The 13,394-nt window shown below is 68.7% G+C and carries 14 protein-coding genes; 4 read left to right on the forward strand and 10 right to left on the reverse strand.

From position 1 onward, the window contains the following. Positions 1–5: 5 nt before the first annotated feature. Positions 6–782 (reverse strand): transporter substrate-binding domain-containing protein, encoded by a 777-nt coding sequence (locus EOW66_RS08630; protein ID WP_128155995.1) that lies wholly within the window; start codon positions 780–782, stop codon positions 6–8. Positions 783–931: 149 nt separating this feature from the next. On the opposite strand from EOW66_RS08630, the gene EOW66_RS08635 reads away from it, so the two are divergent. Next, positions 932–1,888 carry a LysR family transcriptional regulator gene (locus EOW66_RS08635; RefSeq protein ID WP_128155996.1) on the forward strand — a complete coding sequence of 319 codons (957 nt, stop codon included), beginning with the start codon at positions 932–934 and terminating at the stop codon, positions 1,886–1,888. A gap of 69 nt (positions 1,889–1,957) precedes the next feature. Here EOW66_RS08635 and EOW66_RS08640 read toward each other — a convergent pair whose 3' ends face one another. After that, positions 1,958–2,566, reverse strand: coding sequence for a L,D-transpeptidase (locus EOW66_RS08640; protein WP_128148946.1), 609 nt, complete (start codon positions 2,564–2,566; stop codon positions 1,958–1,960). Positions 2,567–2,739: 173 nt separating this feature from the next. Between EOW66_RS08640 and EOW66_RS08645 the strand changes: the two genes are divergently transcribed. Next, positions 2,740–3,252 carry a CAP domain-containing protein gene (locus EOW66_RS08645; RefSeq protein WP_113898513.1) on the forward strand — a complete coding sequence of 171 codons (513 nt, stop codon included), beginning with the start codon at positions 2,740–2,742 and terminating at the stop codon, positions 3,250–3,252. Positions 3,253–3,340: 88 nt separating this feature from the next. Here the strand turns inward: EOW66_RS08645 and EOW66_RS08650 are convergent, their stop codons facing one another. The 6 genes from EOW66_RS08650 to hslO all read right to left on the reverse strand — a co-directional run bounded on the left by EOW66_RS08650 (position 3,341) and on the right by hslO (position 9,825). Beyond that, positions 3,341–3,841: a L,D-transpeptidase family protein gene (locus EOW66_RS08650; protein WP_113898674.1), complete on the reverse strand. Its 501-nt coding sequence runs from the start codon at positions 3,839–3,841 to the stop codon at positions 3,341–3,343. A gap of 68 nt (positions 3,842–3,909) precedes the next feature. Continuing rightward, positions 3,910–5,133, reverse strand: coding sequence for a class I SAM-dependent RNA methyltransferase (locus tag EOW66_RS08655; RefSeq protein WP_128155997.1), 1,224 nt, complete (start codon positions 5,131–5,133; stop codon positions 3,910–3,912). A 51-nt stretch (positions 5,134–5,184) separates the two neighbouring features. Continuing rightward, positions 5,185–7,020 carry an ABC transporter ATP-binding protein gene (locus EOW66_RS08660; protein ID WP_128155998.1) on the reverse strand — a complete coding sequence of 612 codons (1,836 nt, stop codon included), beginning with the start codon at positions 7,018–7,020 and terminating at the stop codon, positions 5,185–5,187. Positions 7,021–7,074: 54 nt separating this feature from the next. Then, positions 7,075–8,220 (reverse strand): CCA tRNA nucleotidyltransferase, encoded by a 1,146-nt coding sequence (locus EOW66_RS08665; RefSeq protein ID WP_128155999.1) that lies wholly within the window; start codon positions 8,218–8,220, stop codon positions 7,075–7,077. Further along, a complete protein-coding gene (locus tag EOW66_RS08670) occupies positions 8,217–8,813 on the reverse strand; it encodes a CoA pyrophosphatase (protein WP_128156000.1) in 597 nt (198 codons plus the stop codon). Before EOW66_RS08670 ends, EOW66_RS08665 begins: the two co-directional genes overlap by 4 nt. Next, positions 8,806–9,825 (reverse strand): Hsp33 family molecular chaperone HslO, encoded by a 1,020-nt coding sequence (hslO, locus tag EOW66_RS08675; protein WP_128156001.1) that lies wholly within the window; start codon positions 9,823–9,825, stop codon positions 8,806–8,808. Before hslO ends, EOW66_RS08670 begins: the two co-directional genes overlap by 8 nt. Positions 9,826–9,925: 100 nt before the next feature. On the opposite strand from hslO, the gene EOW66_RS08680 reads away from it, so the two are divergent. Then, positions 9,926–10,372, forward strand: a complete 447-nt coding sequence (locus EOW66_RS08680) for an NUDIX hydrolase (protein ID WP_128156002.1) — start codon at positions 9,926–9,928, stop codon at positions 10,370–10,372. On the opposite strand, the gene EOW66_RS08685 is transcribed toward EOW66_RS08680, so the two are convergent. After that, positions 10,369–11,562, reverse strand: coding sequence for a PP2C family protein-serine/threonine phosphatase (locus EOW66_RS08685; RefSeq protein ID WP_394342837.1), 1,194 nt, complete (start codon positions 11,560–11,562; stop codon positions 10,369–10,371). The genes EOW66_RS08680 and EOW66_RS08685 overlap by 4 nt on opposite strands. A gap of 231 nt (positions 11,563–11,793) precedes the next feature. Here EOW66_RS08685 and EOW66_RS08690 point away from each other — a divergent pair, with 231 nt between their 5' ends. Further along, positions 11,794–12,123, forward strand: a complete 330-nt coding sequence (locus EOW66_RS08690) for an Hpt domain-containing protein (protein ID WP_113898520.1) — start codon at positions 11,794–11,796, stop codon at positions 12,121–12,123. 3 nt (positions 12,124–12,126) lie between these two features. Here the strand turns inward: EOW66_RS08690 and ilvA are convergent, their stop codons facing one another. Beyond that, positions 12,127–13,374: a threonine ammonia-lyase IlvA gene (gene ilvA, locus EOW66_RS08695; RefSeq protein ID WP_128156004.1), complete on the reverse strand. Its 1,248-nt coding sequence runs from the start codon at positions 13,372–13,374 to the stop codon at positions 12,127–12,129. Positions 13,375–13,394: the final 20 nt, after the last annotated feature.

Here is a 13,394-nt window from a genome sequence, read left to right on the forward strand (position 1 = left end):
GGACGTCAGCGGATGTCGCCGCCCACCCATTTCTGCGCGATCGCCAGATAGGTGCCGTCGGCCTGCATCGCGTCAAGCGCGTCCTGCATCGCCTTGTGCAGTTCGGGGTTGCCCTTGCGGATGGCGATGCCGGCCTCGTCGGCCACGCCCGGCAGCTCGACCTCGAGCTGGCGCACCGGCGCATCCTGGCTGCGGATCGCCAGCAGCACCGGGATGTCGTCGTTCACGATCGCGTCGACGCGGCCGTGCTCGAGCTCCATCAGCAGTTCCGGCAGGCCCTTGTAGGTGCGCACCTTGTAGCCCGCCTCGCGCGCCCATTGCTCGTGCGTCTCGCCGAGAGTGGCGCCGAGCGTCGCCGACTTCAGGTCGTTGAGCGTGGCGATCTTGCTGTCCTTGGCGACGAAGATGCCGCGGCGCATCCGGTAATAGGGGCCGACGAAATCGACCACCTGCTTGCGCTCGTCGGTGATCGACATCGAGCCGACGATGGCGTCGTACTTGTTCGCCAGCAGCCCGCCGATGATGCCGTCCCAGGCGGTGGTGACGATCTCGACCTTCAGGCCCATGCGCTTGCCGATCTCGGTGCCGATCGCCGGGTCGAAGCCGACGACCTGGTTGCTGTCATCGACGAAGTTGAAGGGCGGGTAGGCGCCCGACATGGCGATGCGCAGCACGCCCTTGTCCTTCAGCGTGGCCAGTTCGTCGGCCGCGGCCGGACCTGCAAGGCCAAGCGCCACGCCCGCAACGAGGGCGGATTTGAGAAAACTTCTGCGGCTGGTCATTTCGTGCACTCTCCTGTTGGGGGACGCCGTCGGTGCGGCGACTCTTGATGATTTTGTGCAGCGGCACCGGGGCCGCTCTGTGATGGAGGTTGCACGTCACGCAGTATTACGCAAATAAGTAATGAGAATTATCAATATAGATATGATCAATGGTCAGGCCCTACGAACAGCGTTTCCCCTGGACCCTCGACTGGAACCTGCTGCGCACCTTCATGGTGGTGGTGGAGCAACGCGGCATCTCGCGCGCGGCCGATTTCCTGGGCCTGAAACAGCCGACGATCTCCTCGGCGCTGAAGCGGCTCGAGGACAGCGCGGGGCATCAGCTGATCGTGCGAAAACCCAATGATTTCCGGGTGACACGCGCGGGACAGCTGCTTTATGCCGAATGTTCCTCGATCTTCGGGGCGGTGTCGCAGCTGCCCTCGCTGCTGGAAACCGGCAGCACCGAGCTGCGCGGCCACATCGCCATCGCCACCACCTCGCATGTGGTGTCCGAGCATTTCGACGAGGTGCTGCGCGCCTTCACCGAGCACCAGCCGAAGGTCAGCTTCTCGATCACCGTGGCGGAAAGCGACGAGGTGGTCAGCCGGATCAGCCAGAACCGCGCCTCGCTCGGGATCTGCCTGCTGAACCGGATCCCGCCCGAATTGCAGGCGCAGGTGCTTTACCGCGAATATTTCGGCCTGTTCTGCGGCCCGCATCACCGGCTGTTCCACCAGCCGCAGATTGCGCTGTCCGAGCTTGAGGACGAGCGCGCGGTGTCGTTCCAGACCGAGGTCGAGGGCGGCGCGCTCGAGCCCGTCACCCGGCTGCGGCTGCGCGCCAAGATCTCGACGCGCTGGAGCGGGGTGTCGTCGAACCTGCTCGAGCTGCGGCGGATGATCGTGTCGAACGTCGGTATCGGCGCGCTGCCGCTGCATGTGGCGCGGGCGGATGTCAGCCAGGGCCTGCTGCGCCAGCTGCCGCCCTATGACGAGCTGCCGCTGGTGAACATCTACCTGCTGACCAACCCGCGCCGGCGGCTGTCGGATGCCGAGGCGGCGCTGGTGAAGGCCTGCAACGAGATGCTGCAGCGCGTCGATCTGCGCGAGCGCACCTACAGCTAAGGGGGGCTGGGGAACGGGCATGAAAAAAGGGCCCCGGGGGGCCCTTTTGCATCCGCCGTGCGGCGTGGCTCAGATCAGCACGACCTGGGTGCCGACCTTGGTCAGGCCGTAGAGTTCCTTGATGTGCTGGTTGTAAAGACCGATGCAGCCGTTCGACGACTTGCGCCCGATCTTGCGGGTGTCGTGGGTGCCGTGGATGCGGTAATACTGCCAGCTGAGATAGAGCGCATGGGTGCCAAGCGGATTGTCCGGGCCCGCGGGCACGAAATCCGGCCAGTCGGGGTTGCGCTGCTTCATCGAGGGGGTGGGCGACCAGGTCGGGCCCTCGACCTTGCGGATCACCTCGGTGCGGCCGCGGCGGGTCAGCTCGTCCGAGACCGGAACCGAGGTCGGGTAGAGCTTGTAGACCGACTGGTCGGCGGACCAGAAATGCAGACACCGCGAGACCGTGTCGACGAGGATGGCGCCGTTCGTGGTGTTGCTGAAATAGTCGTGCCAGTCGAGCTCGCGGAAGCTCGAGATGTTGCGGCGCATGTTGGTGTTCGCCGATTCCTCGAAGCTCTCGAGGCCGGCGTCGGGCGTCTGGGCGAACACGGCAGGGGCAGCAAGGCTTGCCCCGGCGAGCGCTGCAGTGCCGAGGAAAGCGCGACGATCAAGCGTTTTGCGCGCGATGGTCATGGGTCAACTCCGCTTGCGGCCGAGTCCCGCGGCCGCTTCGCGCGCAGCATTAGTGCGCCTTTGCCGCAGGTGCAAATCAAACCATCGTCATTAGGTGATTTCACGCAACTGTGGGTTTGCGTGGCCTCGGCCAGCGGTGTAAGGCTCGGCGCTGAAATTCCAGGGGACAGAGAATGACCAGCGTGAAAGCCCTGATGCTGCTTGCCGTGATGGCAGTGGCCGCCTGCCAGCCCGCGGGGCCCGAACTCGGCCCTGACGGCAAGCCCTTGCCGCAGGTGTACCAGATCACCTCGAAGGTCGGGAAGGAAATCCCCGGTCGTGTGCTCGAGGCGGTGAACTCGCTGCGCGCCGCGCGCGGCACCGCGCCCGTCGCGCTGAACCCGCAGCTGATGGCGGCGGCGGCGGCGCATTCGCAGGACATGGCGCAGCAGAACCGGCCGTGGCACTGGGGCTCGGATGGCTCCTCGCCGCTCGACCGGGCGCGCCGGCAGGGCTTCAACGGCGAGGTGGTGGGCGAGAACATCTCGGAGACCTACGAGACCGAGACCGAGACGCTCTCGGCCTGGATGAGCCTGGCCGACACCCGCGACGTGATCCTGAACCCCTCGGCGACCGATATGGGCTTTGCCTGGTATCAGGAGCCCTCGGGCAAGATCTGGTGGACCATGGTGACCGGGCACAACTGAGCCCGGTCCGCTTCCGTCAGCGCATGAAAAAGGGCCCCGCGGGGCCCTTTGCCATGTCCGGGATCTGCGTCCGGGATCTGCCCGCCGCTCAGGGCATCAGGAACACCGGCGTGCCGGGGTTGACCATGGCATAGATCTCCTCGATCTCGGGGTCGGTCACCGCGACGCAGCCGGCGGTCCAGTCCTGGCGCCCGCCGTCCTTGCCGGCGCGGCCATGGATGAAGATGTCGCCGCCGGGCTTGCGGCCGAGCGATTCGGCGAAGACGCGGTCCTGGTCATTCGGGTAGGAGATCCCGAGCGACAGGTGATAGGCCGAATTCGGGTTGCGGCGGTTGATGTAGTAAAGCCCCTCGGGGGTGCGGCCGTCGCCCTCGAACTGCTTGCGGCCGACCGGGTTGCCGCCAAGCGCGACCTTGTAGTCGCGCACGACCTTGTCACCCGAGATCAGATACATCTCGCGCTGGGCCTTGTGCACCTGGACCTGGGTCACGGGCGGGCCGGAATAGCGTTGAAACTTGCTCGAATCCCCGCCACAGGCGGAGAGGAACGGAACGGTCGAAAGTCCCGCAAGAAGTGTGCGCCGGTGCATGTTCATGCCTGTTATCTGCTGCTCATTTTTCGCTGATCCTAGCACAATCCTCGGATCGCGCGAAGCCCCTAGCGCCGCTCGAAACGCGCTGCAAGCTCGACATGCGCCGACCAGCGGAATTGATCGACGACGATCAGGTCTTCGAGTGAAAAACCGGCATCCAGCAGACGGCGGGCGTCGCGCGCGAAGGTGACGGGGTTGCACGAGACATGCACCAGCCGGCCGAGTCGCGAGGCGGCGATCTCGCCGATCTGGGCCTCGGCGCCGGCGCGGGGCGGGTCGATCACCACCGCGTCGAATCGGTCGATCTCGTCGGGCAGCAGCGGCCGGCGGAACAGGTCGCGCGCCTCGTGGGTGACGCGCTTGAGGCCCTGCGCCTCGCGCCAGCCGCGATCGAGTGCCGCGAGCATCGCGGCCTCGCCCTCGACGGCGTGGACCTCGGCGGTCTCGGCCAAGGGCAGGGCGAAGGTGCCGCAGCCGGCGAAGAGATCGGCGACGCGGGCGGCCCTGCCCACGGCCTGCCGCACGAAGCCCACCAGCGCCGCCTCGCCCTCGGCCGTCGCCTGCAGGAAGGCGCCGGGCGGCGGGGTGACGCGGGCGCGGCCAAAGACCTGCTGCGCCGGGCGGCGCGCGGCGACGGTCTCGTCGCCCCAGCTCAGCCGGGCAAGGTCGTGGCGGCTGGCAAGGTCCGCGAGTGCCTCGAAGAGCGCCGGGTCCATGTCCTTGCCGCCCTTCGCGGCGATCTCGACGCCCGCCTCGCTCAGGGTCAGGGCGAAGGCGATCTCGCCCTTGCGCGAGGCGCCAAGCGCGGTCGCCTCCTGCAGCGCGGGCACCTTCGCCAGCAATTCGGGGCGCAGGATGCGGCAGCCGGGCACCTCGACCAGCGTGTCCGAGGCGCGGGCATGGAAGCCCACAAGCGTGCCCTTCTTCGTGCGCCGGCCCGCAAGCGTGGCGCGGCGGCGCGAGAATTCGGGCGAGGTCTCGACCCGGACAACCGTCGCCTCGATGCCGCGCTGTGCGAGCGCATTCAGCACCACCGAGGCCTTCCAGCCGGCGACGAAGCTGTCCGAGCCGTGCTGCAGCACGCAGCCGCCGCAGGCGCAGTAATGCGGGCAGGGCGGCTTCACCCGGTCGGCCGAGGGGGTGAGGATGCGCGGCGCGGCGATGCGGCCGGCCTCGATCTCGCCCTCGACCTCCTCGCCGGGCAGGACCATGGCGACATGCACGGTGCCCTCGGGCCCGTGGGCAACCCCGTCGGCATGCAGCGAAAGGCGGTCGATGGTCAGCGTCATGGCAGGCTCCTTTGCGCGGGAAGTAGCAAAGCCGGGCCCGCCGCGCCATTGCTATTGCGCGGCATCCGCGGCGTCGGCGTCCTCCTCGGTGCCAAGGAAGCCGCCCGATTGCCGGCTCCAGTAGCGGGCATAGAGCCCCTGCGCCGCGAGCAGCTGGGCATGGCTGCCCTGTTCGACGATGCGGCCGCGGTCGAGAACGACGATGCGGTCCATCTCGGCGATGGTCGACAGCCGGTGCGCGATGGCAAGCACGGTCTTGCCCTCCATCACCCGGATCAGTGCGCCCTGGATCTGCGCCTCGACTTCGCTGTCGAGCGCCGAGGTTGCCTCGTCGAGCACCAGGATCGGCGCGTTCTTGAGGAAGGCGCGGGCAAGCGCGATGCGCTGCCGCTGCCCGCCCGAGAGCCGCACGCCGCGTTCGCCAAGCGCCGCGTCATAGCCGCACTTGCCCTGGAAATCGACGAGGCCGCGGATGAACTCGTCGGCCTCGGCGGCCTTCGCGGCGGCGATCATCTCGGCCTCGGTCGCGTCGGGGCGGCCGTAGAGGATGTTCTCGCGCGCCGAGCGGTTGAACATCGCGGTCTCCTGCGTGACCATGCCGACCTGCCGGCGCAGGGATTCCTGCGTCACTTCGCGCAGGTCGTGGCCGTCGATGCGCACCGCGCCCTTCTCGGTGTCGTAAAGCCGCAACAGCAGCGCGACGAGGGTCGATTTCCCCGCCCCCGAGGCGCCGACGATGCCGATCCGCTCGCCCGGGCGGATGGTCAGGGTGACGTCATCGAGCCCGCCCGCCTGCCGGCCATAGGCGAAGGAGACGTGGTCGAAGATGATCTCGCCCTGCACGCGGTCCAGCGCGATCGCGCCGGGGGCGTCGGTCAGCTCGTGTGCCGGGGTCAGGGTGCGCATGCCGTCCTCGACCTCGCCGACATTGCCCCACATCGCCATCAGCGCCTGCGACACCCAGCCCGACATCTGCGCGATGCGGATCGCGATGGCGCCGGCGGCGGCGATGTCGCCGGGGGTCGCGGCACCCTTTTGCCACATCAGGATCGCGCCGCCGACCAGCAGAATCGGCAAGATCCCCGAGAAGGTGATCTGCGACAGCCGATACCAGGTGCTGGTGACGCCGAAATCGCGGGCGCGGTCGCGGAAGGTCTCCATCGCGCCAAGGGCGGCGCGGTCCTCATGCTCGGCATGGGCGAAGAGCTTCACCGTCTTGATGTTGGTGATGGTGTCGACGACCTGGCCGGTGACCATCGCCCGGGCCGAGGCCCGCGCCTTCGACCGGCCGCGCACATGCGGCAGGAAGCTGCGGATCAGCGCCAGATATGCGACCAGCCAGACGGCCAGCGCCAGCGCCCCCCAGATGTCGATGCCGGCGAGCAGCACCACCGAGCCGATGATCGAGGCAAGAGCGAAGAACACCGTGCCGATCACCTCGGAGATGGTGTCGGTGACGGCGCGGGCGGTCTGCATCTGCTTTTGCGCGATGCGGCCGGCAAAGTCGTTGTCGAAGAAGGTGACCGCCTGGCCCATCGTCCAGCGGTGCAGCCGCGACAGCACGAGCGGCATCACGTTCGGCCCGATCAGCATGTTCGACGACCAGGTGGAGAGCCCGAAGGCCGCCGGCCGGATCACCAGGTAGAACAGCGGAAAGGCCAGCAGCAGCGCCCAGTTGTCGTGCAGGTAGCTCGGCCCCGGGGTGCCGGTGGCGCTGTCGATGACAAGGCCCAGAAGCCAGGCGGCGGCAACCTCCATCGTGCCGGCGGCGGCCGAGAAGAAGCCCGAGACCCAGATCGCGGGCCAGGCCCCGCGCAGGCACCAGCGGAAGAAGGCGCCAAGGCGCTGTGGCGGTGGCCCCTCGGCGGGGCGAAATGCGTCGATCATCGAAAACCCTTTCTGCCTGCCGAATATAGGGGCGGGGCGGCCGGGGGAAAGGGCTCAGCCCAGCAGCGCCGCGCGGTCGAGGGCAAAGCCCGAGCCGATCCAGCGCGCCTCGAGCTCCTTCAGCCGGGCGCCGAGTGCCGCGCCCTGCAGCGCCGGCATCAGGTCGGCGGCCTGCACCGGGAAGCGTTGCGCGGCGCCGAAATCGACCCTGTTGCGGCTGGTTTCGGCAAGCGGCGTGCCGGTCAGCGCGGCCTGGAGCAGCACTGCATCCAGCCCGTCGCGCGCGCCGAGCCGATAGCCCAGCACCGCCGGCCCCGCGCCCGAGAGCGCGCCCTCGCGCAGCCGCTCGAGCCGCCGCGCCTCGGGTTTCGACAGCCGCAGCCGCTCGGCCGGATCGGTGCCGCCCAGCACCGCCAGCCGGCGGATCGGGTCGGCGGGCTGCCCGGCCTCGAGGTGAACGAGCGGCGCAAGGGCGGCCGGATCGGCACCCGGAAGCACATGCGGCAGGATGCCGGTTGTGGCCATTGCTGCCACGGCGGGGGCCGGATCGGGGGCGCCCAGAAGCTTGCGCATCTCGTGGCCCACCCGCTCGCGCGACAGCCGCTCGATCCCCTCGGCAAGCATGGCGCAGGCGGCCAGCCCCTCGGCGTCGAACCCTTCCTCCGGCGCGCCATACCAGGCGGTGAAGCGGAAGAAGCGCAGGATGCGCAGGTAATCCTCGCGGATCCGCTGTCCGGGGTCTCCGACGAAGCGCAGCCGGCGCGCCGCCAGATCGGCCAGCCCCTCGCCCAACGGGTCGAGCACGGTGCCGTCGGCGCGGGCGTAAAGCGCGTTCATCGTGAAGTCGCGCCGCGCCGCGTCTTCCTCGATCCGGGTCGAGAAGGCGACGGTGGCGTGGCGGCCGAAGGTCTCGATGTCGCGGCGGAAGGTGGTGATCTCGTGTGGCTCGTGATCGGCGATCACCGTGACCGTGCCATGCTCGATCCCGGTCGGCACGGCGCGCAGCCCCGCCGCCTCGGCCAGCGCCACGACCTGCTCGGGCCGGGCGTCGGTGGCGATGTCGATGTCCGAGACCGCGGTGCCAAGGGCGGCATTGCGCACGCAGCCGCCGACCAGAAAGGCCAGATGCCCGCCCGCCGCGAGCATCGCCAGCACGCGCTGCACATGCGCGGCCTCGATCCAGGCGCCGGTCAGCCTCATGGTGCCATCCGGTCGCTCAGCGCGTGCAGGATCCGTGCGGTCGCCCCCCAGATGTAATAGGGGCCGAAGGGCGCGACGTAATAGCTGCGCCAGGTGCCGCGCCAGCGCCGCTTCTCGATGCGGAAGCGCGCGGGATCGGCGACATGGGCGAAAGGCACGGTGAAGATTTCCTCGACCTCGCCGGGCTCGGCCTGCGGCACGAAGGGGCGGGCGACGCGGGCGATCACCGGGGTGACGAGAAAGCCGGTGACGGTTTCATGCGGCTCGAGCGTGCCGAGGATCTCGACATTCTCGGGCGGCAGCGCGATTTCCTCGCGCGCCTCGCGCAGCGCGGCCATCGCCGGGCTCGGATCGCCGCTTTCGACCTTGCCGCCCGGAAAGGCGATCTGGCCGGGGTGATGGCGCAGGTGCGAGCTGCGCTTCGTCAGCCACAGCCGCAGCCCCGCCTCGTGTTCCTCGAGCGCGACCAGAACCCCCGCCGGGCGCAGCTTGCGCCCCTCGGGCAGAACGACGCCCGGGTTCAGATCATAATCCGAGGAGGGCCGCCCCGGACGGGCCAGGGCGGCCAGAACCGGGGCGAAAGGGTCACTCATCGGCGCCGGCCTTCGGCGTGCCGTCGGGGGCCACCGTCGCCTCGAAGCCAAGCGAGGCCGGATCGAACTCGTAATGCGCGCCGCAGAACTGGCAGTCGGCGGTGACCTTGCCGTCTTCGGTGGTCATGTGGCCGATGTCCTTGGCGGAATAGATCGCCAGGCTGTCGCGCACCCGCTCGGCCGAGCAGGTGCAGCCGAACTCGACCCGCTGCGGATCGAAGACGCGCGGCACTTCCTCGTGGAAGAGGCGCACCAGCAGACTGGTCAGCTCGACGCCCGGGCCGATCAGCTCCATGTCCTCGACGGTGTCGAGCAGGACATTGGCGCGGACCCAGTTCTCGTCCTCCGCACCCGCCAGGATGTCGGTGTGGCGCAGCAGACCACCCTCGCCCGAGCCCTCGCGCGCGGCGCCCGAGCCGGCAACGGCGGGCATCATCTGCAGCATCACGCCGCCCGCCCGCCAGCGTTCGCCCTGACCGGGCAGGATCGAGCGGCCATAGGCCAGTTCGAACCGGGTGGGCAGCTGTTCGGACTGCGCGAAATAGGTCTCGGCGCAGGCGGCAAGCGAGCCGCCGTCCAGGGGCGTGATGCCCTGATAGGGCAGCGTGCCCTCGCCCTGGTCGATCAGGATGGCGAAATAGCCCTCGCCGATCTGCGCGAAGGGCGGCGCGTCGGGGTCGAGCCGGTCGGCGTCGAAACTGGCCCAACCGCGGATGCGGGCGGGCTCGCCATTCTCGCCGGGGCCGTAATAGTCGGTCGCGAGGATGCGGATCGGGCCATTGCCGCGCACCTGGATCGACAGTTTCCAGCGCAGCTTGATGGTCTGGCCGATCAGCGCGGTGAGCAGCGCGATCTCGGCCACCAGGGCCTCGACCAGCGGCGGATAGTTGTGCTGTGCGAGCACCTGTTCCAGCACGCCGTCAAGGCGCGCGATGCGGCCGCGCACGTCGGAACGGTCGAGCTGGAACGGCAGGACGGTATCGTCCCATGCGATTTGCGAAAGCGTGGTCATGTAGTTCCCGGGGGTTTTCGTTCAGCCCTTGGGCTGCCATACCCTGCCTATATAGGCGCGGCAACCGTTCGACCAAGGGGCCGCAGCACAGGAGGGCAGGATGCGACGGTTCGGAGAGGCGATCGTGCGGGGGCAGGCCTATCGGCCGCGGCCGGGGGCCTATGCGGTGCTGATGCGCGAGGGCCGGGTGCTGATCACCCACCAGTCCGAGCCGCGCCCCGAGTTCCAGTTGCCCGGCGGCGGCATCGACCCGGGCGAGGGCGCGCTGCAGGCGCTGCACCGCGAGGTGTTCGAGGAGACCGGCTGGTCGATCGGTGCCGTACGTCGGCTCGGCGCCTATCGCCGCTTCACCTACATGCCCGAATACGACCGCTGGGCCGAGAAGATCTGCACCGTGTTCCTGGCCCGTCCGGTGCTGCGCCGCGGCCCGCCGAGCGAGCCGGGCCATCGTGCGGTCTGGATGGCGCCCGAGGCGGCGCTCGACCGGCTCGCGACCGCGGGCGACCGGCATTTCCTGGCGCAGGTTCTGCAAGGCGCGGCGCGCTAGTCGGCGTTCTGCTTGGCGCCGTCGAACTCGAACAGGATGGCCGAGACGTCATCGCTCAGCTGTCCGCCGGTGAATTTCTCGAGATCCGCATAGAAGGCGTCAAGGAAGGCGGGGCCGCGCAGGCTGGCACAGCTGCGCATGATCCGGGCGAGCCCGTCCTCGGCGAGCAGCAGGCCATGCTGGCTCGAGGCTTCGGTGATGCCATCCGAGGCGAGCAGCAGCCGGTCGCCGGGGGCGAGCTGGGTGGTGATGGTCTCGTATTCGGCGTCGTCGATCAGACCGATCGGCATGCCGCCGGTGCCGAGGAATTCGATCTCGCCGTTCTTGCGCTGCACCGCCGGGTAGGGGTGGCCCGCCTGCACCAGCGCCACCCGGCCCGAGACCAGATCGACATCGGCATAGATCAGGGTGAAGTAGCTGTCCGTCGACATTTCCTGCAGCACCAGCGCGTTCAGGAACGAGGCAAGCTCGGCCGGATCGCGGGCATCGTAGATGCCGAATTCGGTCTGGATCAGGGCGATGTTCTGGTCGGGCGAGGAGCCGGAGAGATAGCCCGAGAGCCGCGCCGTCATCAGCGCCGAGGTGATGCCATGGCCCGAGACGTCGATGCCGTAAAGGCCGAGGCGGCGCGCGTTGATCGGGAAGAAGCCGACGAGATCGCCGCCGACATGGCCCGAGGGGTGCAGCATCAGCGACACCTGCGCCGAGCCGAAGGAACGGTAGCGCTCCTTCACCAGGCTCTGCTGCAGCTTGCAGGCCTCGGTCAGGTCGCGATCGACCGAATCATAGAGCCCCTGCAGCTCGCGCAGGGTGGAGGAGAGCATCCGGTTCTTCTCCTGCAGCTCCCGCTCCATCGTCAGGATCCGCTCGCCCGCCGCGAGGCGCGCCCGCAGCTCCATCCCGTTCACCGGTTTCGGCAGGTAGTCATCGGCGCCGCTTTCCAGCCCGTAGCTGATGTCGTTCTTGTCATTCTTCGAGGTCAGCAGCACGAAATAGCCATAGCCCGAGCGGTCCATCCCGCGGAAGATACGGCAGAATTCGATGCCGGTCATGCCGGTCATCATCCAGTCGGAGAGGACGATGTCGGGCTCGGTCTCGGCGCAGATCGCAATCGCCTCCTCGGCCGAGCCGGCCTCGATCACCTCGTAGCCGGCGCGGGTGAGCTGCGCCGAGAGGATGCGGCGCTGCATCCGGCTGTCATCGACAACCAGAACCCGGCGGGGCGTGCGGAAGGTGGCCGCGTCTTGCGCGGACCTGCGCTGGGGCAGCATCGTCTGACTCGAACTCTCGGCAAGGGCCATCTGCATCCGCCAAATTGTCCGGTGACCGGCTTAAGATCAGGTGAATCGGCCTGGTTAAGCCTTCCGCAAGCATTGCCGCCTAGCCTCGGCGCGAGAGGTCAACCCGAGGAGGCGCGCGCGATGATTGACTGGGACCGGGTGACGGAACTTCGGGCGGAAGTCGGCGCGGAGGAGTTCGCGGAGGTGGTCGATCTGTTTCTCGACGAGGTTGAAACGACGCTGGCCCGGCTTGGTCAGACCCCGGGGCAGCTCGAGGATGAGCTGCATTTTCTCAAGGGCTCGGCCTGGAACCTCGGCTTTCGCGAGTTCGGCGCGCTGTGCCAGGACGGCGAGCGGCGGTGCGTCGCCGGGCAGGAGGCGAGCGTCGATCCCGCCGCCGTGCGGGCGAGCTATGCCCGCTCGAAACAGGCCTTCATGGCGCGCGCGGCGGAATTCCTGTCGGCGGCCTGAGGCTCAGATCAGGAATTCGGCCAGCGCCGCGTCATCGGTGATGTCGCGATAAGTGAAGCCTGCCGCGTCAAGCTGCGCGGTCAGCGCGGCAAAGGCGCCGGCCTGTTTCGTCTCGATGCCGATCAGCACCGAGCCGAAGTTGCGCGCCGATTTCTTCAGGTATTCGAACCGGGCGATGTCGTCGTCCGGCCCCAGCATCTGCAGGAATTCCTTCAGCGCGCCGGGGCGCTGCGGCATGCGCAGGATGAAATACTTCTTCAGCCCGGAGAATCGCTGCGCGCGCTCCTTCACCTCGGGCAGGCGCTCGAAGTCGAAATTGCCGCCCGAGGTGACGCAGACCACGGTCTTGCCGCGGATCTCGGGGCCGAGCTCGGGCAGCGCGTCGACGGCAAGCGCGCCGGCGGGTTCAAGCACGATGCCCTCGACGTTCAGCATCTCGAGCATGGTGACACAGATCCGGTCCTCGGGCGCGCGCAGGATCTGTTCGGGCGCGACCCAGTCGAGCGCGGCGAAGGGCAGCGCGCCGATGCGCGCCACCGCGGCGCCGTCGACGAAGCTGTTCACCTGTTTCAGCGTCACCGGCTCGCCCGCCGCGACCGCCGCAGTCAGGCTGGCGCCGCCCGCGGGCTCGACGAAGCGGAAATCGGTGCCGGGGGCGGTGGCGCGCAGATAGCCCGTCACCCCGGCGGCCAGCCCGCCGCCGCCCACCGGCAGCACCACCAGATCGGGCGCCCGGCCGAGCTGGTCGAGGATCTCGACGCCGACCGAGGCCTGCCCCTCGATCACGTCGGTGTCGTCGAAGGGGGCCAGGAAATGTGCCTGCACATCGGTGCAATAGGCCTTGGAGGCGGCGAGCGTCTGGTCGAAGTAATCGCCCGTCAGCACGATCTCGACGGCGTCGCCGCCGAAGGTGCGGGTCTTGTCGATCTTCTGCTGCGGCGTCGTCACCGGCATGAAGATCGTTCCCTTCACCCCGAAGTGACGGCAGGCGAAGGCCATGCCCTGGGCATGGTTGCCGGCCGAGGCACAGACGAAATGGCGCGCCTCGGGGTCGTGCTCGCGCAGCTTGCGCATCGCGGTGAAGGCGCCGCGCAGCTTGTAGCTGCGCACCGGCGTCAGGTCCTCGCGCTTGAGCCAGATCTCGGCGCCATAGCGCTTCGACAGGAAGTCGTTGCGCTGCAGCGGCGTCGGCTCGAACAGCGCACGCAGGGCGCGGGTGGCGGCGAGGGCGGAAAGGGCAAACTGGGTCATGGCGCCAGCTGTGGCGCGCA

It is taken from the genome of Paenirhodobacter huangdaonensis, from assembly GCF_004022465.1.
Classification (GTDB): Bacteria; Pseudomonadota; Alphaproteobacteria; order Rhodobacterales; family Rhodobacteraceae; genus Rhodobacter; species Rhodobacter huangdaonensis.